The organism is Gillisella vitis (assembly GCF_021559775.1).
Lineage (GTDB): Bacteria > Pseudomonadota > Alphaproteobacteria > Rhizobiales > Rhizobiaceae > Allorhizobium > Allorhizobium ampelinum.
In genome coordinates this window covers 106,897-128,085 of record NZ_CP056050.1, presented here as the reverse complement: position 1 = coordinate 128,085, position 21,189 = coordinate 106,897, and the positions used below count along the sequence as shown (strand labels likewise).

Sequence of the window (21,189 nt, the reverse complement as noted above, 5' to 3'; positions counted from 1 at the left end):
CGCCCATGAGACAGAAATCCGGGCCGCAGACATCGACGACCGAGAAGACGATCAAGGACATCCGCCGCGCCACGCGCAAGCACCATTCGTCGGAAGAGAAAATTCGCATCGTGCTGGAAGGCCTTCGTGGCGAGGACAGCATTGCCGCAATCTGCCGACGTGAAGGGATTGCCGAGAGCCTGTATTATAGCTGGTCCAAGGAATTCCTCGAAGCTGGCAAGAAGCGGCTTGCGGGCGACACCGCCCGTTCGGCAACCACTGACGAGGTGAAAGCACTGCGCCGTGAAAGCCGCGACCTGAAGGAGGCTCTGGCCGACCTCACCCTGGAAAACCGCCTGCTTAAAAAAAGCATGATCGGGGATGGGGGCGGCGACGAATGAGATATCCCGCCACCGAGAAGCTTGAGATTATCCGGCTCGTGGAAGAATCCCACCTGCCTGCCAAGCAGACCCTCGACAAGCTCGGCATTCCTCGGCCGACCTTCTACCGCTGGTATGATCGTTTCCTGACCTACGGCGTCGAGGGGCTGGAAGACCGGACATCCGCCCCGTCACGGGTATGGAACCGTCTTCCCGACGATGTCAGGGACCGTATCATCGAAATGGCGCTGGATCATGCCGAGTTGTCGCCGCGCGAACTGGCCGTGAAGTTCACCGACACGGAAAGCTATTTCGTATCAGAGGCTTCGGTCTACCGCCTGCTCAAGGCCCACGATCTGATAACGTCGCCCACCTATATCGTCATCAAGGCCAACGACGAGTTCAAGGACAAGACCACGCGCCCGAACGAGATGTGGCAAACTGACTTCACCTATCTGAAGGTCATTGGTTGGGGATGGTTCTACCTGTCGACCATCCTCGACGACTTCTCGCGCTACATCATCGCCTGGAAGCTGTGCACCAGCATGAAAGTCGAGGATGTTACCGACACGCTCGACTTGGCGCTTGCGGCATCAGGATGCGACAAGGTCAAGGTCGAACACCGGCCGCGCCTGCTGTCCGACAACGGCCCGTGTTACGTTGCTTCCGATCTCGGTGAATGGCTGGAGAAATACAAGATCGGGCAGGTCCACGGCGCTCCCGGCCATCCGCAAACGCAGGGCAAGATCGAACGCTGGCACCAGACGCTGAAGAACCGCATCCTGCTCGAAAACTACTTCTTCCAGGAGGACCTCGAAGCTCAGATCGCGGCTTTTGTCGAGCACTACAACCATCGGCGCTATCACGAAAGCCTCGACAATCTTACCCCAGCCGACGTCTACTCCGGGCGCGGCCAGACCATACTGCTCGAACGCGAAAAGATCAAAAGAGACACCATCAGACAACGCCGCTTGAACCACCAAAAGAAAGCAGCTTAAATCAACGCGCAAACCGAGCCGGAAACTCCATTCTTCCAAAGCCGAGGAAGTCTCAAATCATTCGACGACGGACAGCTCTGGAACACCATCGCGAGGCCTCGGTCCCCGCAAGGAACCCTGGTGACATCCTTGCCCTCAATACTGATCTTGCCGCCGCTGGCGTCCTCGAGACCCGCGATCAGGCGGAGAAGCGTCGACTTTCCGCTGCCCGATGGGCCGACGAATACCACGAATTCTCCCTTGCCGATCTCCAGATCGAGCGGTGGTATGACGGTTATCTTGCCGAAGACCTTGCTGGTCTTCTCAAATCTGATCTGTGACATGGTCCCTCCAATTCAAATGCTTGCCGATCAACCTTTGACCGCGCCGGCGGTCATGGATCCGGTCAGTTGTCGATAGATGAGACTTCCGAGGATGGCGGGAGGCAGTGCGCCGAGGATCATGACTGCAGACGAAGCGCCCCACTGGATGCCGCCGCCGCTTGCGGAGAAAAAGAACGACGCGCCGACCGTGATCGGCACAGCCTGCCGGGTCGTCAGCATGAGGCCGAACAGGTACTCGTTCCATGCCGTGATGAAGCCGAAGATCAGGGCCGTTACCATCGCGGGTCGTATGACCGGGGCGACGATCCTCCGGAGGATGACGAAGGCGCTCGCCTTGTCCATGCGGGCCGCCTCGTCGATCTCCCCCGGAATCTCGGAAATGGCGTTGACCATCATCATGAGGCTGAGCGGCAGGTTCACGATCGTCAGGATCAACCCGAGACCTGTCCGGGTGTCGAGGAGGCCGACGAATTGGAACATCATGTAGAGCGGGATCGCGAACACCACCAAAGGCACGGCGCGAAGGTTGGCGACGATCGGCAGTAGATGCTTGCGGCCGACATTCGTCCTAACGATCGCGTAGGCAGCCGGCAGACACAGAAGGAGCGCCAGGAAGGAGCCGATGAAGGCGGCCGACGTGCTATTGAGCAGGAAAGCGTAGATGTTGAAGCGGCTCGTGTCCGTCAGCACCTTCACATAGTTGACGAGCGTCGGAGCCTGGATGATCAGGCCGGGATTGGTGGCGATCTCCTTCGCGCTCTTGAACGAGGTGATCAGGCGCTTCCGCCGGAGAACAAGACGATCCGCATCAGGGTATCTATCCAACCGTTAAAGAGTGGCCTTTCGCGGAAGATGCCGGTCCGTTTGGCCGCGTTTTGATTTGTGGACGTTAATCTGAGTGATAGAATAGCGGCCCGCGGAGCAAGTTCAGGCAGCATGGACCAGGAGCCTACTGTTAGGGCCGCGCTTCTCTGTACCGCTCGATCAGCGTAACCAATCGTTCGACAGCCCCCGTAGCGGCCGCATGATTCTGGGAGAAATTCAGCCTGATGCTGGAGGCGGTGTGGGGACTGAACTCGCTTCCCGGCGTCACAATCACCCTTGCCTGGTGGCGCAAGATCTTGACGAAGTCGATAGGCGATACCCGAAGCCGCGGCAGTTTGGCAAACATATAGCTTCCGGCTTGTGGTGTGCGTACTGCGACGTCTGCTCTCGCCCTGAAACGGGTAAGGAGATCATCGCGAATAGCCTGGTGAAGTTTGATACGCTCGCTCATCCAGCCATCAGGTTCAGAGAACCAAGTCTGGAGGACCGCCTGGTTATATCCGGCAGCGCGAAGGGAGACGATCGCCTGGAGCCGCTCCATTCGTTCGATGACCGATGAGGGGCCGAAGGCGACGCCGAGACGGTAACCACTCAACGACTCGGTTTTAGATGGCCCCATGATCGTGATGACGTTGTCGCGGCCGGTTCCGCCAACGGCGCGGAGGTGCTGGTATTCCGTGCCTTCGTACAAAAGGCGCGAGTAGAGTTGATCGACAATGACCATTGCGCCGTACCGGTCCGCAAGCGCCGCGATGGCATCGATTTCCTCCGTGGAATAGACCGCGCCGGTCGGATTGTTAGGATTGGAAAACACGAATACGCGGGCGCCATCGCGGAAGGCTGCCTCCAACTGGTTGAGATCGAGCCCCGCAGCCTTGTCAGTGCCAAGATAGTCGAGCTGAACCGGCAGCATTTCCGCTTCGAAAAATTCGACAAGCTTACGGTTTGCAAAATAGTCGGGCTGGACTATTGCAACCTTGTCGCCGGCGGCAACAGTCGCGGCGACAGACAGGAAAAGAGCGCCTTGCGTTCCGGGGGTAATGATCAGGTTGTCGGCAGCGTTGACCGGTGCGCCGGTAAAGCTCGTGAGCCTCACCGACAGAATTTCGCGGAGATCGGCAAGCCCACGATACACGGTGTAGGCTTGCTTGCCGCCGCTGTGCACACCGTCGCTGAACTCTTCGAAAGCACCAGGGGTCGGAAGGAATGCATCGACGTCGCCATGGGAGAAATCAACCGTTCGACCTTCGAGCTTTTCGCCAATCAACAACTCTTCGAAGGCGGGCGTCTTTTGCCGTACCTCCTGCCCGGGCGCATGCTCGGTCTTCAACTTTTCAAATTTTTCGAGTACCGTGGTCATGCAAACCTCTTCCTGAAACTAGGATGAATAACGCATTACATCGATAACATCGACGCAAAGACATGAGGATCAACGTTCCCGCCTGAAGCGATGACGGTAATCGTATCCGTGTCGATTCTGTTCTGGCGGGAAAGCGCTGCAGCGAGCGCGATCGCACCACCCGGTTCGACTACGATCTTCAGATGGTTGAAGGCTAGCCGTATGGCCCTGCGAACCTCGTCGTCGGAAACAACCAGACCGGGTCCGCACAATCTGTGCATAATTGGAAAGGTGACATTGCCGGGCTGCGGCGTCATGATCGCATCACAGATTGTGGGTGCATACCCAGGATTGGCAACGACCGACCCTTGCGCCAGCGAGCGGGTCGTGTCGTCGTAACATTCAGGCTCACAGGGGCGCACGGTCCACCCAGTGCCTGAGGCTTCGAGCGCAAGCGCAGTTCCCGAGGTCAGCCCACCACCGCCGCACGGTACGAGAATTTGCGTGTCGGCGACACCGAGTGCCTTCAACTGCTCGACAAGTTCGAGCCCGATCGTGCCTTGCCCTGCGATCACGTTAGGCTCGTCGTAAGGGCGTATGAGTGTCAGGTCTCTGGCTCGGGCAATGTCCACGCCGATCGCGTCGCGATCTTCCGTCCGCCGGTCATAGAGAACGACTTCGGCGCCATAGGCACGCGTGTTATCGACCTTCATCTTCGGGGCATCGGCTGGCATGACGATCACAGCAGGTATGGCGTGCATGCGGGCGGCGAGTGCTACGCCTTGTGCGTGATTGCCGGACGAATATGCAATAACCCCGCGGTCGCGAATATCATTGGGAAGAGCGGAGATTGCCGACCAGGCCCCGCGAAACTTGAAAGATCCAGTTTTCTGCAGGCATTCGGCTTTGACAAGGATGCGCCGCCCGGCAACGTCGTCCATCAGCGGGGAATTCAGAAGCGGCGTTCGGAGCGCATTTTCGTTTATGCGGCGCGCTGCGGCCTCGATATCGATCGTTGTGCTCATGCCTAAACTGCCCTTCGATTGCCGTTGCCTCGCATTGGTCAGGCAATGCTTAATCCGCCACCGGCCAGAATACGGCGAATGGACCCCACTGCGGACCGTGGCGTGTAGGCACCGGTGACCCCGCCGAGCGAACGGGAAGACACTTGGATATCCCAGGAAAAGCCCCTGCCCCCGACTACCAGACGGTGCAGCATGTCTTCCTGCCCGGGAGCGGCTACGACGCGGCTGACAGTATTGTCGAAACCGATCCCAGCTAGCGCGATGGCGGCATGGACATTCACGTTGCGGGGAAAGCGGGCACAAACATCGCGCGTTGGACCTTCGAAGATCACACCCTCTGCATCCTTGTCGATCCCAAGGCTTTTGCCACTTTTGGTCGTAGTCACCGTCACACGATCGATCACGTCACGACCATCTGCAAGTCCATCTAGCGCAAGGATCGCGCCGTGGGGAACGTGTTGTCTATGCCCCGACCTTTGGCAAGCAGCTTGGATCGCCGCCTCGGTCGTCGGGTCGGCAAGCGCGGTGCAACTGAAGCCGCAGACATCGCTGGAGCGGAGCGCAGCTGGCGCCACACGAGCCAGGATATCCGGCATTGCCGCCTCGATGACAAGGTCCACAGATCGCTCCAGCGCTTCTTCCGTGTCGGTGAGAATGGCTGGGCCCAAATCGCGCAGGTCCACATGTCTGCTTGGATTGGAAATCAGTATATAGTCGATCTCCGCAAGGCGCGATGTCATCAGATCGTGGAGGATCGCCCTGCCGATCGTTCCCGCGCCAATAATTCCAACTTTGCGCGCTTTCGCCATCATGGTGCCCTCCTGCTGTTTCAAGCTGGCTGTCGCGAGACCTGCCTGCCGGGCCTTGCCTGTTTGTTTCCGTTTACTCGGCGCTCTTGATCTGTGCGGGGTAATGTTTTTCGAGATACGCACGGGAGAAAAGCCCATCGAGAAGATCGTCATGGACCGCGGCGGGCGTACGCTCGGCGGGATCGCCATATCCGCCGGCGCCAGCCGTTTGCATGACGACGGTCTGGTCGGGTGCCACAGGCACTTTGGGGATCTTGTTCGGCAGGCGCGTCATGCTTCCATCGTCGCCCGAGATCGCGAAGCTGCCCATCTCCCCGGGCTGACCACCAAACAAACCCCATGGGCGGTTATTAAAGCGCTCGCCAGTCCCCCCGAATGTGCAGGATTGACCAAGCGGCCTGACGATGCGACGCAGCCCACAGCCGCCGCGCTGACGACCTGCGCCACCGGAATTCTCCACCACCGAATACTCCTCGACAAACAGCGGAAATTCTCTTTCGAGCGCTTCGACGGGCGTATTGGCGGTATTGGTAGTGTGAACTTGGACAGCGTCCTTTCCGTCCTTTTCCGGGCGAGCGCCGAAGCCGCCTCCCATCGTTTCGAAAAAGTAAAACGGCTTGCCGGTGCGATGGTCGGTACCGTAAAAATAGATACCGGTATTGGCACCGTTTGAGGCGGCGACCACCCGGTCGGGCAGTGCCTGAGCCAGGGCTCCGATCATGATATCCACCACACGCTGTGCAGTCGTAGAGCGATTTGTCACGGAGGCCGGAAACTCCGCCCTGACGATTGACCCCTTTGGCGCTACGACGTCGACCGTTGCAAACAGGCCATGATTGCTGGGGATGTGCGGGTCCAGGACACACTTCAATACATAGATGACGGTTGCGACAGTATCCGCCCAGGGGGAGTTGATATTTCCTGCGGTCTGGGGGGCAGATCCCTCGAAATCGACGGTGAGGCGATCCGCGCTTTTGATGATCCGGACTGCAACGGGGATGTTCTCATTCCCCAGCCCGTCGTCATCGATAATGTCAGAAAAGGCATATTCGCCTTGCGGAATGCTCGCGATCGCCCTCTCCATCCGCTTTTTGGTCCGGGCGATGATCTCATCGAAGGCAGCAGCAACGTAAGGCCCACCATAACGGCGGCACATCTCCTGCATGCGCTTGACGCCGAGTGCTACCGCCGCAAACTGAGCATTGTAGTCGCCCTTGCGCTCCTCCGACCGCCGCACGTTCAACAGCAGGAGGTCGAACAGCTCCTGGTTCACCATCCCTTCCGAGAAAAGGCGGATCATTGGAATCCGCAAGCCCTCCTGAAAGATCTCGGTCAACCCGGCGGCCGACCCACCAACACTCGCGCCGCCGATATCGGCGTGATGTGCGGTCGAACTGCTGAAACCGATCAGTTGCCCGTCGAAAAAGATGGGCGCGGATATGCAGATGTCGGGCAAATGGGTGCCGGACGCGGCGTAGGGATCGTTTGCGACGAAAACATCGCCCTCGTGGATGTCGGTGCCATATTTCTCGACGACCTTGGCCACCGTGCCGGACATCGCGCCCACATGGAGCGGCAGGGATTTCTGGGCTTGCATGACGAGGCGGCCGCTACTGTCGAACAAGGCGGTAGAATGGTCGTGGCGCTCTTTGATATTGGTGGAAAACGCACTCTTCTGCAGGGCGACAAAGGTCTCGTCCGCCACCGAGCGCAACGCGTTCGAGAGGATTTCCAGCGTGATCGGGTCGTGAAGCACGGTCGCGGTCTCAGACATATTGGGAAACCTCGATGAGGATATTGCGGAAAGTGTCGACATGGGCAATATCGCCTGGGAAAATAACCGTGGTGGCATCCATCTGGTCGATAACGGCTGGCCCTTCGATCAGGTCTCCGGGCTCAAGCTCATCGCGTCGGAAGGCAGGCGTCTTCACTGTTTTGGCGACACCGAAACATACCTCGCGGAACTGCTTTGCCTGAGGGCGGCGTTCGGAGGCAATTACCTGCATCGGCGATCTTGCCACGCCCAGGGGGGCGTGTGCGGTGGCCCGGGCGTTGACGATTTCGACGGAGCCTTGGCGATCTGCAAACCCATACGCTCGGTGATGTGCTGCGAAGAAACGCTCCCTGAGCTCATCCATGGAGACGATGTCGGGCGGCGCGCCAGTACGTGACTGACCGAGTATGACATTCAGTTCATAGTTCTGACCACGAAAGCGGGCGTCGACGCTGATATCAATGCTTCGATGCGATGCCTCGATCTGCTCGCGTTCAAACCAGTCGTCGCAGGCTTGGAGCAATCCCTGCACAGTGGCGGTGATTGTATCGCGGGCATCATCCTCGCAGACGATCAGGCTGCTCACGACAAAGCTCTCCTGAAGTTTGGCGTCGGTCAACCCTTGGGCGCAGACAATACCTGGTGCTAGCGGAACGATAATTTCACCGATACCGAGCGCAACAGCCACATCGCGAGCGTGAAGTGCCCCGGCTCCGCCAAAGGGCATCAACGCGAAATCCCGCGGATCGTGGCCACGTTCAACCGACATCGTGCGGATGGCGCGGACCATGTTGCCAGTCATGATTTCGAGAATGCCCAGAGCGGTGGCCTCAATCGACTTGCCCATGGGGTCGGCAACCGACTTCAGGGCCTTCTCGGCGAGTTCGCGGCTGAGCGTCATCTCACCATCGATCAGGGTCGACGGCAGGCGGCCAAGCACTAGATTGGCATCTGATACCGTCGGCAGGGTCCCGCCACGTCGATAGCAGGCGGGACCGGGTACAGCGCCGGCGCTTTGCGGGCCGACCTTAAACAGGCCGTCGGTATCGAACCACGCGATCGAGCCGCCGCCCGCGCCGACCGTTGCAATATCGATCATCGGCAACCGGATCGGGAAACCATCGACGTCTCGCCCACTGGAGAGTTCAGCGACATTGTCGCGAATAAGCGCCACGTCAGCGCTTGTGCCGCCGATGTCGAGCGTAATCACCTCGGAGCGCCCGGCTTCCTTTGCGATCTCGATCGCACCGACGATGCCGGCTGCAGGCCCCGACAAAGCCATCCGCGCCGGAAACGCGCGCGCTGTTGCCAGCGACATCAATCCGCCGCTGGACTGGTTGATACCAACCTTGGCGTTGGGGACGGCTTTGCCCAGTGTTTCGATCAGGGTCGTGATGTAGACATCAAGGCGAGGCTGAAGATAGGCATTGACGACAGTCGTGGTGAACCGCTCGAATTCACGAAACTCCGGCTGAACCTCGCTCGACAGCGATATCGCAACATCCGGGAGCGCTGCACGGATTGCCTCTCCGACCTCTTTTTCATGTTCGGGTCTGATGTAGGAGAAGAGCAAACACACGGCGACGGCAGGAAGCTTTTCGGCGCGAATTGCGTCGATGACCGCGCTTAGATCGCTGGCATCAACGGGTTTGCGCACGCTTCCGTCTGCCATGATGCGCTCGTTGATTTCGAAACGATGGCGCCGGGGAACGAGGGGCGCCGGCTGGTCGAGATGGAAGTCGAAAATGGCCGGCCTTGTCTGCCGCCCGATTTCCAGAACATCGCGGAAGCCCTTCGTCGTGACGAGCGCAACCGGGGCTCCTCGCCGTTGAATAAGTGCGTTTGTTGCAACGGTACTGCCATGGCAAAGTCGCGAGACGTCCTTAAGATCAATGCCGTGGGCCCGGCTCAGTTCGCCAAGTCCGTCGATGATCGCCTTTGCCGGATCATCGGGCGTGGAAGGGCGCTTCCAGTAGCGGTTCTCACCGCTCATAGCGTTGAAGGCAAAGAAATCCGTGAACGTGCCGCCGACATCGACACCGATAATCCAGTTCAAGCAAGATCCCCTTTTATCGAGCCCGGGCCGCCTAGTTCAGCGTTACTCCGGGTGTGAGTATTGATATATACGCCGGCCGCGCCTTTTCAGAGACCGACGCCCTGTCAGGTGCGGGCGGCTGCACGCCTGGGCGGCAGGTCATCCGGGAGAACCGAGAAGGGTCGGCCATGGCCAAAACCGCCCATGACCGCGCAAGCTGCAGCAGCATTGACGGCACCAGCCTCGAGCGCGCGTGTGAGGTCGGACGATTTGGACCATTCCACCAGGAAGCCGGCGACGAAACCGTCACCTGCACCGAGCGTGTCCACGACCCTAGCGGGCTTCACGCCAAAGGAACAAAGCCGTCCCTCGTGAAGCGCAAGAGAACCTTCGCTCCCGCGCGTCCCGACCACGGTCCGGCATCCAGCTTGCGCCCAGCTTTTAAGCACTCCCTCGCACTCGTCGAGTGCAAGCTCGCTCAAGGACAGAAAAGCAATATCGATCTTGTCCGCCAGATGATCCCGATGAGTATCCGTCCAACGATTGGAAAAGTCGTAGGAAAGCATCGTGGCGTTCTCCGCGAGCGTCTTGATACGATCATCGAGACCGCTGAAGATGCTCGTGTGCACGATGTCGAAGGACCTCATGTAAAGGTAGTCGTCGTCCATCAGCGTAAAGTCTTCCCGCACGCCCGGACGGGAGCCTAGAAATCGGCGGTCTCCCTGGTCATGGCCGATAAGAGCGCAGGCATTGGCGCCCTCGGCTCTGCGGCAATGGGACAGGTCAACGCCTTCTTCTTTTAAGGCGTCATAGATCAGCGAGCCGTATTGATCGCGGGAAAGACATCCAACATAGCCTGCGGAAACACCGAGTTTGGCGGCCATCGCGGCGACGTTAACCGAGTTTCCGCCTGGAAACATCCAACCCTTGTCGACATAGACGTCGACGGTGTTGTCGCCTATTCCAAGAAGTGACGGCTCGCGATCCCACATGAAAGTACCCATTTTCTACGGTCGCCTCGGTGGCTTTCGGACCAGCCCCAGAGATCGTGGGGCTGGTCAGTTTCGCATCGCTCACGAAGACCGAGCGATGCGTGCGGTCCGGGAAGACACTTTTTAGAGAAGCTGTGTCGATCGACGAGAGAACACTACCCTATGGTCAATCAGTATTCCATCTTCCACATGTATCGGCGAACCGTAAGCGGGTGGCCGCGACGCTCCGCCAGCTCCACCGCATAGATGCGCATCAGCGGCTGGAACACCAACGGCGTGATGTATTCGGCAACCTCGGGCGCGACGCCGTGCATGTCGATCTTGGCGGCATCCAGCACGAGCAGATTCTTGGAGTATTTCTCGGCAAACTTCTGTGCCCGTGTGTCCATCTCGCGGGTCGGACCAAGGCCGACAAGAAGTAAGATTGGCGTATCGAAGTCGGTGATTTCGAAGGGACCGTGGAAGTATTCGCCGGAATGGATTGCCTGGGAGTTGATCCATTGCATCTCCTGGAGAATGCAGATGGAGAAGGAATAGGCGACACCCCAGTTCGAACCCGACGCCATCGTGTAGATCGTCGGTTCGCGCTTGTTGCGCTCACCCCATTCGCGGGCATCCTCCGCATGAACTTTCTGGGCGGAGGCTGCGATATCTCCGACCTTTTCCAGCGCCGACAGAAGTGCAGCCGCCTTTGGCGAATTTTCGCGAGCGTTCACGATACCGAATGCGATTCGCAGGATGATACCGGACGGTGCGTCCTGGTTGCCGATCAGCGGCGTCGAGACATAGGGAACCGTGGAATCGGAGACCTGCCCGAGCTCAGACTCGGGTTTCGTGGTCAGTCCGATGGTGAAGGCGCCCTTCTTCTTTGCGAAAGCAGCGGCTGCTACCGTTTCGGGGGTGTTGCCGGAGCTCGAGCAAAGGATGACGACGCTTCCTTCGCCGAGATGAACCGGATCGCGAGCAATGAACTCGGCCGAGTTGAAAGTCTCAGCAAAAATAGTCGAGGAATTTCGATCAACCGCATATTTCGGCAGATGCATCTGGGCAAACGATCCGCCACAGGCGACGAAGTAGATGGTCGAAACCGATTTCCGCTGCGCAACCGCTGCAAGCGCGCTCTGGATGGAGGATTCAATTTGGGATGGCTGCATGGTTTGACCTACTCTCTGATGTGTCTGGATCATATGCGGTGTCATTTTGCTATACCAGATAGCGGACCAGATCAAGGCATACTAGACCACATTTTTTGAGGATGCTCAGTTTCGTTGACTTTTGGTACTCCTGGCGCCATTATAATTGGAACACTTCAGTCAGAACCGGTGGGATACAAATTGAGCGTGACCGCAGCAAAATCGACGCAGACAGGGCGACGTCAGATTCTTTCGGAAGCAGCAAGCGGAACGACGGCCAGCAGTGGGAAAGGCCCTCTATTCAGGCAGGTGGAGCAACACATCAAGGAACTGCTCACCTCTTCGGAATACGGCCCGGGCGACCGTATTCCTTCCGAACGCGACTTCGCTGAAACCCTCGGTATCAACAGGGCGACCGTCAGGCGAGCTGTCGCAAATCTGATCAAAGCGGGCCTGCTAGAAAGCAATGGAACCGGCGGAACGCGCGTCGCTGCAGCGAAAGTGGCGCGCAAACTTGATATCTACAGGTCTATCGGCGTAGGGCGCCACATCACCGAGGAAGGTGGCATTTCGAGCAATAAACTATTGCATTTCCATGTGGAAAAGGCCAGCGCCAGAATGGCGGAGCGCCTTCGCATCGCGGAGGATGACGACGTCACCATTCTTCGGCGCCTATGGAGTATAAACCAGAAGCCCTTTTGCATTGAGACCAGCTATCTCGTCACCAAGCTTGTACCAGATTTGACGGCTGAGGATCTAATCACTGGGCAATCGCTCTACGCGTTGCTCAAAAGCCGCTATGGATATGAAACAATCAATGCGGACCGAACCATCACCATTTCGTATCTGAACGACCTCGAAAGCCGTCTGCTCGAAATGACCCCGGGCGCTGCAGTCCTGTCCCTGCGCCTCACCGTCGAAACCAGTGATGGCCAGGCCATCGAGTACATGAACTCGCTGAACAATCCTAAACTGGTCGTCTTTCGGACGAACGAAAAAGACCGGTCAGCACGTTAACATACGACCCCAACGCTCTGGTTTGGTCCGCAACAGGCCCGGCCGGCCTTGCGCATTCGCGCATCCCCTCACCGCTTAATGCTCGGCGATCTCTACCGATCTCACGCGATTGCCCTCCAGTGGGTGGGGTTTTAGACCAAATCGCGCATGATTGCCTGCGCGACCAAAAATTTTGACCGCCGATAATACCAGCTTGCAATCCAATTTCAACTGGACTACATTTTGGGCTATAAATTCTTGCATAACTATCTGAACTTGACTCCGGGCCACCGTGTCAAGCGGGCGTGAAGGGGTTGCTCGACAAGGGCAGCTACTTCGGCGCTTGGCGCCGCTTGCCTTCTCGCAATAGGAAGTTAGCTAAAGAAGGGGAACTAAAGCATGAATATCTCTCGTCGTGGTTTCGTAGGCGGTTCGCTTACACTTCCATTTGTCGGAATGGCCGCCAAGACCGCGTTGGCGCAGACGCCCGGCAAGTATCTTCGTTATGGCCTCAACAATTTTCCGGCCAACCTGACGCCATGGGTGAATGCCGGCGCCGCCGCCGGCACGTTCATGAGCCTTGTCCACAGGGGCCTGTTCTCATTTGCCCCGGATGGAAGTCTGCAGGGAGAGCTTGCCGAGAGTTTTGAAAATGACGGCAACAAGGTCTTCACGTTCAAGCTGCGCAAGGCGACCTATCACGACGGTCAGCCGCTGTTGGCAGAAGACGTAAAGTGGACGTTGGAACAGGTCGCAGCCAAGGATTCGACCGCTTACTTCCGCGCTCAGTTTCAGGAAGTCGCCTCGATCGAGACTCCGGATGAGCGGACCGTCAAGGTCATCATGAAAAACCCGTCGGTGACGGTGACCCAACTCCTGGCGACCTACTATATGCCGATCCTGAAAAAGGGGACGACGAAGGAAAACAACGCCAACGGGACGGGTCCCTTCAAGCTCGTTAACATTGAGCGTGGCTCCTACATCGACGTCGAAGCCTTCGACAAGTATTACAAGCCGGGCCTGCCGAAAGTTTCGAAGATCCGGCTGCAGGCATTTCCGGACGAAAACCTGCGTGTCGCGGCCCTCCAGACAGGTGACATTGACATGACGGAATACGCCCCATGGTGGGCGATCGACAACCTTGAGAAAGATCTCAATCTCAAGCTGGATACGACACCGGGCGCCTTCATGTACCTGATGTTCAACGGCACGCAGGGGCCGATGGCCAACCCACGCGTTCGCCAGGCTGTTGCCTTCGCGATGAAGCGTGAGGCCATGGTCCAGGCGGCATTCTATGGGCACGGTGAACCCCTGAGGGGTCTTCCTTTCTACAAGGGCACTCCCTATTTTGATGCCCCGCGCTCGAATTTCTGGACCGAAGACCTGGCGAAGGCCAAGGCACTCCTGTCGGAAGCCGGCTTTCCGAACGGATTTTCGTGCAATCTCCTGTCAGCATCCGACGTGGCGATCCAGAAGGCCACAGCGGAGGTTGTGCAACAGGGTCTGGCGGCAATCGGCATCCAGGCGCAGCTCAACCTTCCGGACTTTGCAACGCGTGTTTCGCTCGGCAACAAGGGTCAGTTCGATATCGGCGTGAACGGAACCGCTTGCGACAACAATGACCCGGACGGGATCACATCCATCGTCGACGATTCCCTGTCGCCCGCCTATACCCGCAGCCTCAACATTAAGACGCCGGGCCTGGCTGAGATGTTGGCCAGGGGTCGTGGGGAAAGCAATCTCGAGGCCCGCAAGGGTATCTATGCCGAGGTCGAAAAACTCGTCTACCAAAACACCCCCTATGTGGGCCTGACCTGGCGCAACCAGTCCTATGCGCTGCGCAAGAATGTCCAAGGCTTCAACAACCTTCCCGGAGCGCTCACATTCTTCTCCGGAAGAACCCTGGAGAGCACGTCGCTTAGTTAACGAGGCGTCGGGCGGCCGGCTACTGCCGGTCGCCTGATTTGTTTTCGGCATTATCTTTCGGATGCCCAGGATCTGCCGACGTCTGTTATCTAGGAAAGCATTATGGTCTGGTTTGTAAAACGCTTGCTGATTTCAATCCTGCTGGTCTGGATTGTCGGAAGCGTCGTCTTCTCCATCATCTACCTCGTTCCGGGCGACCCCGCGGAACTCCTTCTTTCGCAAAGTGGCTCCGCACCAGATCCGGCAACTGTTGCCGCCTTGCGCACCCAGCTCGGTCTCGATCAGCCCTTCCTCCAACAATACCTGCAGGCCTGGAAGGGTTTTGTGCACGGCAACTTCGGATATTCGCTGCGTGACGAAGCCTCCGTGGGAGCCGAAATCGCCAAGCGCTTGCCGCGCACATTCGAACTGATCGGTGCAGCCGCGTTGATCAGCGCCTTCGTTGGTATCCCTTTCGGGGTGGCTGCGGCACTTTCGAGAAGCATGTGGATCGATCGTGTCCTCAGCGCCATTGCCGGTCTTGGCATTTCCATTCCAATCTATGTCGTTGGAACAGGTATTCTTTACCTTTTGGCGCAGTATTGGCGGCTGGTACCTGCCGGCGGCTTCGTAAACTTCAGCGAAGATCCTGTTCAGCATCTGATATTGCTGATCATGCCAGCAACCACGATCGCGGTCGGGCTTTCAGCGACGATTTTCCGGATTACGCGCACGGCCGTTCTAGAGATTGCGCTGAAGGACTATATTCGTACCGCACGCGCCAAAGGTGTGTCACAACCCCGGACGATGATTCACCATGTCGTCCGCAATGCGCTACTGCCGATAACCACAGTCTTCGGGCTGCAACTTGGTGGGCTCTTGGGCGGCACAGTCCTCGTGGAATACGTCTTCAACTGGCCGGGCCTTTCGTCGTTGCTCGTGTCTTCTGTCAACTACCGGGACTACCCGATGGTGGTTGGCATCATCATGACGATTTCGATCGTCTTTGTGCTCCTCAATTTGCTGATCGATATCCTTTACGGAGTGCTCGATCCCAGGAGCCGCGTCGCATGAAGCCCGGACTTGTCTTCAGTATTGTTGCGCTGACCCTCCTTATCGCTGCAGCCTTTTGCGGCCCGCTCATCCTGAGAGCCGACCCGATTGCCATGGATTTTACGGGCCGCTTTGGCCCGATGTCCGCTTCGCACTGGCTCGGACAGGACGATTTCGGTCGCGACGTCCTGGTGCGGCTTCTTCATGGCGTGCGCGTGTCCTTGACGATCGCAGTGATCGCGACGCTGATTGCCGCTGCCATCGGGACGGTGCTTGGACTTCTTGCAGGCTATTACAAAGGGATTGCAGCCGTTCTCGCATTGAGGGGATCAGATGTCATGCTCTGTTTCCCGCCCTTGCTGGTTGCCCTGCTGGTCGTGACGATCGCGGGTCCGGGGCTCACGACACTGATTGGGGTACTTTCCGTCGTTTTCGTACCCACTTTCGTGCGGGTCGTTTACTCCGGCGTTCTTGGTATCCGCGAACAGGAATTCGTCGAAGCCATGCGGGCGCTCGGGGTGCGCAGCTCCTTTATCATGTTCCGCACGATATTGCCGAACATTATCGGGCCGCTTCTGGTCCAATGTAGCATCGCCATGGCGACGGCTGTTCTCATGGAATCAGGCCTCTCCTTTCTAGGTCTCGGTGTTCCGCCACCGGAATCATCGCTCGGTCTCATGGTCGCGTCCGCGCGTATGTCTATGTATCAGGCTCCGCATCTCCTCATTTGGCCAGCTGCGGCGCTTACCTTCATCGTCCTCGTCATGAATGCGCTTTGCGACGGTCTGCGTGACCACTTCGACCCAAGGCCGAGACTCAGAGCCCGAGCGATAATCGAGCCGCGGTTGTCACATGCGGCGGATGCGAATCGCGACGCCTGTCTTTTAGTGAATGACCTGTCGGTCACGATTACCAACGATAAAGCTCCCCTTTATGCGGTGCGCAATGTCTCTTTATCGATCTGTAGCGGCGAAATCGTTGCGCTGGTCGGTGAGAGCGGATCCGGCAAATCGCTGCTCAGCCTGTCGGTCATGGGCCTGCTTCCCGAGGGGGTTGCAGCGCGGTCGGGCAGTATCCAGATCGAGCGCGAAGAAATCCTCGGGCTTAGCGAAGGCGAGCTCTTGAAGAGTCGCGGGCGCAAGCTCGCCATGATATTCCAGGATCCGTCGAGCAGCCTCAACCCGGTCAAGAAGATCGGCTTCCAGCTGGCGGAAGCATTGCAAGCCCATGCGAAGATGACCCGCAAGCAGGTTTCGCACGCCGTCGTCGACCTCCTTTCATCTGTCGGGATCGCGGATCCCGCCCGTCGCGCTCGTGTGTACCCGCACGAAATGTCCGGCGGAATGAAGCAGCGCGTCATGATTGCGATTGCGTTGGCCAACCAGCCTAAGCTCTTGATTGCGGACGAACCGACAACGGCGCTCGATGTGACAATTCAGGCGCAGGTCCTCGATCTCATCCGCAAACGCCGGGATGAGGGTGATCTCGCGATCCTGTTTGTGACGCATAGCCTTGGTGTCGTCCGCGAAATTGCTGACCGGGTGATGGTCATGTATGCCGGGGAAATTCTGGAAGAAGGACCGGTCGGAGATGTCTTCCACAAACCCAAACACCCGTACACCATGGCTCTCCTAAAGAGCTATCCCAAGGAGTTCGGCCCCGCGCCCGTTGGTATTCCAGGCTCGGTTCCGCCGCCGCATCATCTACCACCCGGTTGTTCGTTTGCCCCGAGATGTCCGCTTTGCCTTCCCGACTGTGAAAGACAGCGACCTTCCTTGGTCAGCATTGAAGTCGACCGCAAAACCCGGTGTATTCGTTGGGAGGAACTATGACCATTCCGCTGATCGAGGCCTCGTGCCTGGAAAAAACCTTTGGATCGTCGCAGTTCCTGTCCGCCAAAAAACCGGTCAGAGCTGTCTCCGATGTATCCATCACCATCAACCGCGGCGAGGCAGTCGGGCTGGTCGGCGAAAGTGGCTCCGGCAAAAGCACAATCGGACGGCTTCTCCTCAATCTCATCCCTCTGAGCGGTGGCTCGGTGACCTTCGACGGTGAGACGCTCGACGGCATGAACAAGACTGATTTGCGCCGACTTCGTCAACGGATGCAGATTATTTTCCAGGATCCTTATTCGAGCTTTGATTCAAGGCGTCGGATCGGTTCGCAAATCAACGATGCCTTGAAGCTCCATACCCGCAAGAGCAGAAGCGAACGCGAAAGCCGGATTGCGGATCTCCTAGTTCAGGTCGGACTTCGTCCGGAACACGCTCAAAGGTTTCCGCACGAGTTCAGCGGCGGCCAACGTCAACGCATCGGGATTGCCCGCGCCCTTGCGACGGAGCCAGACTTCATTGTCGCCGACGAGCCGGTTTCCGCCCTTGATGTATCCGTTCAGGCTCAAATTCTCGCACTGCTTATTGAGTTGCGGGAGACGTTGAACCTGACCCTTCTGTTCATCAGCCATGACCTACTGGTCGTGAAGCACCTGTGCAACCGGGTGGTTGTACTTTATCTTGGTCGGATCATGGAGGAAGGTTCGGTGGAGGCCGTGTTCTCCAACCCCCGTCACCCGTATACAGCCGTTTTGCTGAGCGCCATCCCTAGGGTTGATGCGGATGTCAGGCCGGTCCTGAGGATCGCGCTTCGTGGCGATCCGCCCAGCCCTGCGAATCCTCCAAGTGGCTGCGTGTTTCGCACACGTTGCCCTTTCGCGATTGAGGCTTGTTCGTTGGCGCGTCCGGCGCTCAGGGAAGTGAGCGGTGGTCACCGGATCGCCTGCATACGGGACGATATCTCATTTTCAGGACTACGCGCCGGCACTCAAATGTAATCCATGAGGTTCCAGTTGAGCAATGTAGTCGAGCGCCTCCTCGGGCCGCTCTGCTTGTGGGTGAGGACGACGCACTCTTTGCACGCAACTGTCCCGCGTCCCACCGACTAACACCCCCAACCTCCAACTTAAGGAGGATCCACACACAATCCGAGCAGGTCGCTCCATCTCGTTGGGGATGATCCGAGAAAGCTCCTGGCTGGGTGATGTGAGGCTAAATCCGCAAGAGTCTTTTGGGACAGATGCGGTTGGATCAGATGGCCTTCCATGCGAGTTCTCGGTGCGATTGTCCAGGCCTGATGCGATCGATGCTCGACTGTCGGAATGACCTGGTGTTGTGCCGCTGCATAGGAGCGAAGCTTGTCAGTGACGATGCGCTTCTTGGCGCCGGTTACGATCTCGGAACAAGCGCGGCAGATCTTTTGAAGGCACGCTCGTAAACGCGGCTGTTTCTGGCAGGACATGTCGCCGACCGGTAGAAGGGCGGAGCCGAAGCTCCGCCATCTCGAACTTAATCGAAGGCCGACATCTGTGCTGCGGCCGCTGTGCGGTCGAGCGTCTGTCCGGGATGTTCGACCGGCCGGTCGAAGGGCTTCCAAGACTCACCGACGATTTGCTCGTAAGCTGAGACAGTACCTTCGGCGGCCATCCTGAGCGCGTGGGCCTGAATACCCATGTCGGCTGCGAACTCGCGTTTGCGCTGGGCTGCGCTGTCGTAGCCAACGGGGCCGTCGAGATCCTCGTCGCGGGCATTGGCGGCACCCTTGGCGGTGGCATCGCGCGCTTCGCTGACGGCGCGGGAGTAGAACTGGCCGGCGCCATGGGCCGATCCGACATAGGCTCCGACAATGCGCTGAAGATGGATCTGCATCGCCCGTTCACCGAGGCCCTCTGCGAGACCGGTGGCGGTCTCAACGATCAAGCGCTCGTGCATGTCGCGGATACCGTCGCTATCGAGGACGGCGGCGCCAAAGCTTTCGGCGATCTTGAGCGCCTGTGCTTCATCCTGGCATGTGAGGCGTACCATTTCGATCGTGGCGCCCTTGCGGAGCTGGACGACGCGAGCGGACGGGCGAGCGGGTTGACGGGGTTGGTTTACGGGCTTTGCCATGATGGTTTCCTTTTCGATTTTCCGAAGCGTTCGACCCCTTGGTCGATCCGCCCTTCGGTGCGGTCGAAAGGAACCGGCGCAAGCCGGGCGGTTCAGGGTCCGGACGGGCCGGATCGAGCGGAGCCGGTGCGCGGTCAAGCGGGGCCATGGGTCCTGCGAAGCTCCGCGTACCTGCTTTGCGACGAGCGGCTTGGCCGGCCGTCCCGCGGCGCGACAGCGGCCTTGAACCGAACGGGCGCTGGTTCAGACCGCCACGAAACCGAAAGGCGGATCGGCCGGGTATCGAGTCCGGGTGCCAAGACGGAAGAGGAAACCATGCAAGGGCCGCGCCAATACTTGCCGTCATCATCTGGAGCCCTTCGCTGGACCCAGGCTCGGAGTGCAAGAGGTGAAGCGCTGCCCAAACATGCCGGCGCAACTCGGGCTTTTCTTGATGAAGCTGCCGTCGCTGGATTGCGGCGCCCTTGCGAGCCCGTGCGCAAGCGTTGATCAGAACGCTGCCTACCGCTTGGGCAGGCGATAGCGATCCAGCCAGGTGGGACCGTGGGTGTTGCGCAACCGGCGCAGAACGGGACCGTCGTCAGGCGGCGCCTCTCCCATCCAGACGTGGTTCAGAATGCGCTTCCATGAGCGGCCGTGACGTTCGGCATACTCTTGAAGCGCTCTCAATTCTTCCGCTGTCAAAGGCCGAGGGGAGCCTCGCGCGTGCTCAATGGTCAAACTTCTCTCACCCGAGGAAGACGACAATCGACGGATTGGACGGGAGCGGAAAACTCTGATTGCGGAACGTGTCTTCCACGTCAACCGCATAAAGGGGCTGCTCTTCACGCAAGGAATTCGGGATTACCAACCTGTCAATCGAGATCGCCGCCAACGTCTGGAAGAACTTCGGACTGGCGATGGTCGGCCACTCTCAAAGCATTTGAAAGGGGAAATCTGCAGAGAACTCGATCGCCTCGAATTGTTGCTCACACAAATCAAGGCTGTTGAAGCCGAGCGAGATGCCTTGATCGTTCAGGAGACGCCGGAAACGCCGAAAGAGGCGACCGCGCTTTTAGGCATCAAAGGAATAGGCCCAGAGTTCGCTACGATACTTTACACGGAAGGCTTGTTCCGACACTTCGACAATCGGCGGCAAATCGCATCCTATGCGGGCCTTGCGCCCTCCCCTTGGCAAAGCGGCAACGTCAATCGCGAACAAGGGGTCTCGAAAGCGGGAAATCCGCGATTGCGGGCAACGATGGTCGAACTCGCCTGGCTATGGCTGCGCCACCAACCGAGATCGACTTTAACGCTATGGTTTAAGGAACGCATCGCGGGGAACGCCGGCCGCTTAAAGACGCCGATGATCGTTGCGCTCGCGCGTAAGCTGCTCGTGGCCCTCTGGAAGTATGTGAGCTCCGGCGTCGTCATCGAAGGTGCAATCATGAAAACCGCCTGAAAGACAAACTGCTGCGAAACACAGTTTCTAATCCTCAGGGCCTGATCAGCCCTGACGGATCCAGGTGAACGGACCGGGAATCCTTTTGGCTTTCAACGCCGACCTTGAGTTTGGTCCCGTTCTCCTGAGCCCGTGCCCGTCGAAAGCGGGATAATGGTGCAGCCGCGTGAGAGCGGCGACCGGATGTGATGAGGTGGAACGGCCCGCTCCGACAGCATCTAGTGCTAAAACGTGGTCGTTG

16 protein-coding genes and 3 pseudogenes are annotated in these 21,189 nt (G+C 58.4%); 7 read left to right on the top strand and 12 right to left on the bottom strand.

Translation table 11 applies throughout. From position 1 onward, the window contains the following. The first annotated feature begins 5 nt into the window (after positions 1 to 5). Positions 6 to 1,357, top strand: a protein-coding gene (locus AVCG78_RS24785; RefSeq protein ID WP_180609086.1) for an IS3 family transposase whose coding sequence is annotated in 2 segments (ribosomal slippage) — positions 6 to 342 and positions 342 to 1,357 — 1,353 coding nt in all. Because the reading frame shifts where the segments join, the coding sequence is not laid out codon by codon here. 74 nt (positions 1,358 to 1,431) lie between these two features. On the opposite strand, the pseudogene AVCG78_RS24780 reads toward AVCG78_RS24785, so the two are convergent. The 9 genes and pseudogenes from AVCG78_RS24780 to AVCG78_RS24740 all read right to left on the bottom strand — a co-directional run. Then, positions 1,432 to 1,680, bottom strand: a pseudogene (locus AVCG78_RS24780) (ATP-binding cassette domain-containing protein); the annotation flags it as partial. Positions 1,681 to 1,707: 27 nt separating this feature from the next. Further along, positions 1,708 to 2,505, bottom strand: a complete 798-nt coding sequence (locus AVCG78_RS24775) for a carbohydrate ABC transporter permease (RefSeq protein WP_234618183.1) — start codon at positions 2,503 to 2,505, stop codon at positions 1,708 to 1,710. A gap of 130 nt (positions 2,506 to 2,635) precedes the next feature. Next, entirely contained in the window at positions 2,636 to 3,865 is a 1,230-nt protein-coding gene (locus AVCG78_RS24770; protein ID WP_071584671.1) for a pyridoxal phosphate-dependent aminotransferase, read from the bottom strand. A 35-nt stretch (positions 3,866 to 3,900) separates the two neighbouring features. After that, positions 3,901 to 4,869, bottom strand: a complete 969-nt coding sequence (locus tag AVCG78_RS24765) for a threonine ammonia-lyase (RefSeq protein WP_012650560.1) — start codon at positions 4,867 to 4,869, stop codon at positions 3,901 to 3,903. Positions 4,870 to 4,907: 38 nt separating this feature from the next. Further along, a complete protein-coding gene (locus AVCG78_RS24760; RefSeq protein ID WP_007751186.1) occupies positions 4,908 to 5,681 on the bottom strand; it encodes an aspartate dehydrogenase domain-containing protein in 774 nt (257 codons plus the stop codon). A gap of 70 nt (positions 5,682 to 5,751) precedes the next feature. Then, entirely contained in the window at positions 5,752 to 7,452 is a 1,701-nt protein-coding gene (locus AVCG78_RS24755; RefSeq protein ID WP_012650559.1) for a hydantoinase B/oxoprolinase family protein, read from the bottom strand. Beyond that, positions 7,445 to 9,508, bottom strand: a complete 2,064-nt coding sequence (locus tag AVCG78_RS24750; protein ID WP_087730423.1) for a hydantoinase/oxoprolinase family protein — start codon at positions 9,506 to 9,508, stop codon at positions 7,445 to 7,447. The genes AVCG78_RS24755 and AVCG78_RS24750 overlap by 8 nt, the downstream gene beginning before the upstream one ends. Positions 9,509 to 9,612: 104 nt before the next feature. After that, complete coding sequence (locus AVCG78_RS24745; protein WP_071584668.1) at positions 9,613 to 10,491, bottom strand: PfkB family carbohydrate kinase; 879 nt, start codon at positions 10,489 to 10,491, stop codon at positions 9,613 to 9,615. A gap of 158 nt (positions 10,492 to 10,649) precedes the next feature. Beyond that, complete coding sequence (locus tag AVCG78_RS24740) at positions 10,650 to 11,633, bottom strand: SIS domain-containing protein (RefSeq protein ID WP_007759466.1); 984 nt, start codon at positions 11,631 to 11,633, stop codon at positions 10,650 to 10,652. Positions 11,634 to 11,819: 186 nt separating this feature from the next. Between AVCG78_RS24740 and AVCG78_RS24735 the strand changes: the two genes are divergently transcribed. The 5 genes from AVCG78_RS24735 (at position 11,820) to AVCG78_RS24715 (ending at position 18,396) form a co-directional block, all read left to right on the top strand. Then, the gene (locus AVCG78_RS24735; RefSeq protein ID WP_234618184.1) at positions 11,820 to 12,629 is read left to right on the top strand and encodes a GntR family transcriptional regulator; all 810 of its coding nucleotides are present in this window, start codon (positions 11,820 to 11,822) and stop codon (positions 12,627 to 12,629) included. Positions 12,630 to 13,064: 435 nt separating this feature from the next. Then, positions 13,065 to 14,534 carry an ABC transporter substrate-binding protein gene (locus AVCG78_RS24730; protein WP_234796120.1) on the top strand — a complete coding sequence of 490 codons (1,470 nt, stop codon included), beginning with the start codon at positions 13,065 to 13,067 and terminating at the stop codon, positions 14,532 to 14,534. 102 nt (positions 14,535 to 14,636) lie between these two features. Then, on the top strand, positions 14,637 to 15,587 hold the full coding sequence (locus tag AVCG78_RS24725; RefSeq protein WP_071584666.1) for an ABC transporter permease: 951 nt from the start codon (positions 14,637 to 14,639) through the stop codon (positions 15,585 to 15,587). Continuing rightward, positions 15,584 to 17,398, top strand: coding sequence for a dipeptide/oligopeptide/nickel ABC transporter permease/ATP-binding protein (locus tag AVCG78_RS24720; RefSeq protein WP_071584665.1), 1,815 nt, complete (start codon positions 15,584 to 15,586; stop codon positions 17,396 to 17,398). The genes AVCG78_RS24725 and AVCG78_RS24720 overlap by 4 nt, the downstream gene beginning before the upstream one ends. Then, positions 17,395 to 18,396, top strand: a complete 1,002-nt coding sequence (locus AVCG78_RS24715) for an ABC transporter ATP-binding protein (protein WP_071584664.1) — start codon at positions 17,395 to 17,397, stop codon at positions 18,394 to 18,396. The genes AVCG78_RS24720 and AVCG78_RS24715 overlap by 4 nt, the downstream gene beginning before the upstream one ends. 267 nt (positions 18,397 to 18,663) lie before the next feature. Here AVCG78_RS24715 and AVCG78_RS24710 read toward each other — a convergent pair. From AVCG78_RS24710 to AVCG78_RS24700, 3 genes and pseudogenes are all read right to left on the bottom strand, one after another. Then, a pseudogene (locus AVCG78_RS24710) lies at positions 18,664 to 18,776 on the bottom strand (IS6 family transposase); the annotation flags it as partial. Positions 18,777 to 18,907: 131 nt separating this feature from the next. Continuing rightward, the gene (locus AVCG78_RS24705) at positions 18,908 to 19,507 is read right to left on the bottom strand and encodes a hypothetical protein (protein ID WP_071584663.1); all 600 of its coding nucleotides are present in this window, start codon (positions 19,505 to 19,507) and stop codon (positions 18,908 to 18,910) included. A 501-nt stretch (positions 19,508 to 20,008) separates the two neighbouring features. After that, positions 20,009 to 20,227, bottom strand: a complete 219-nt coding sequence (locus tag AVCG78_RS24700; RefSeq protein ID WP_156583048.1) for a hypothetical protein — start codon at positions 20,225 to 20,227, stop codon at positions 20,009 to 20,011. On the opposite strand from AVCG78_RS24700, the pseudogene AVCG78_RS24695 reads away from it, so the two are divergent. Further along, a pseudogene (locus tag AVCG78_RS24695) lies at positions 20,196 to 20,948 on the top strand (IS110 family RNA-guided transposase); the annotation flags it as partial. The gene AVCG78_RS24700 and the pseudogene AVCG78_RS24695 overlap by 32 nt on opposite strands. Positions 20,949 to 21,189: the final 241 nt, after the last annotated feature.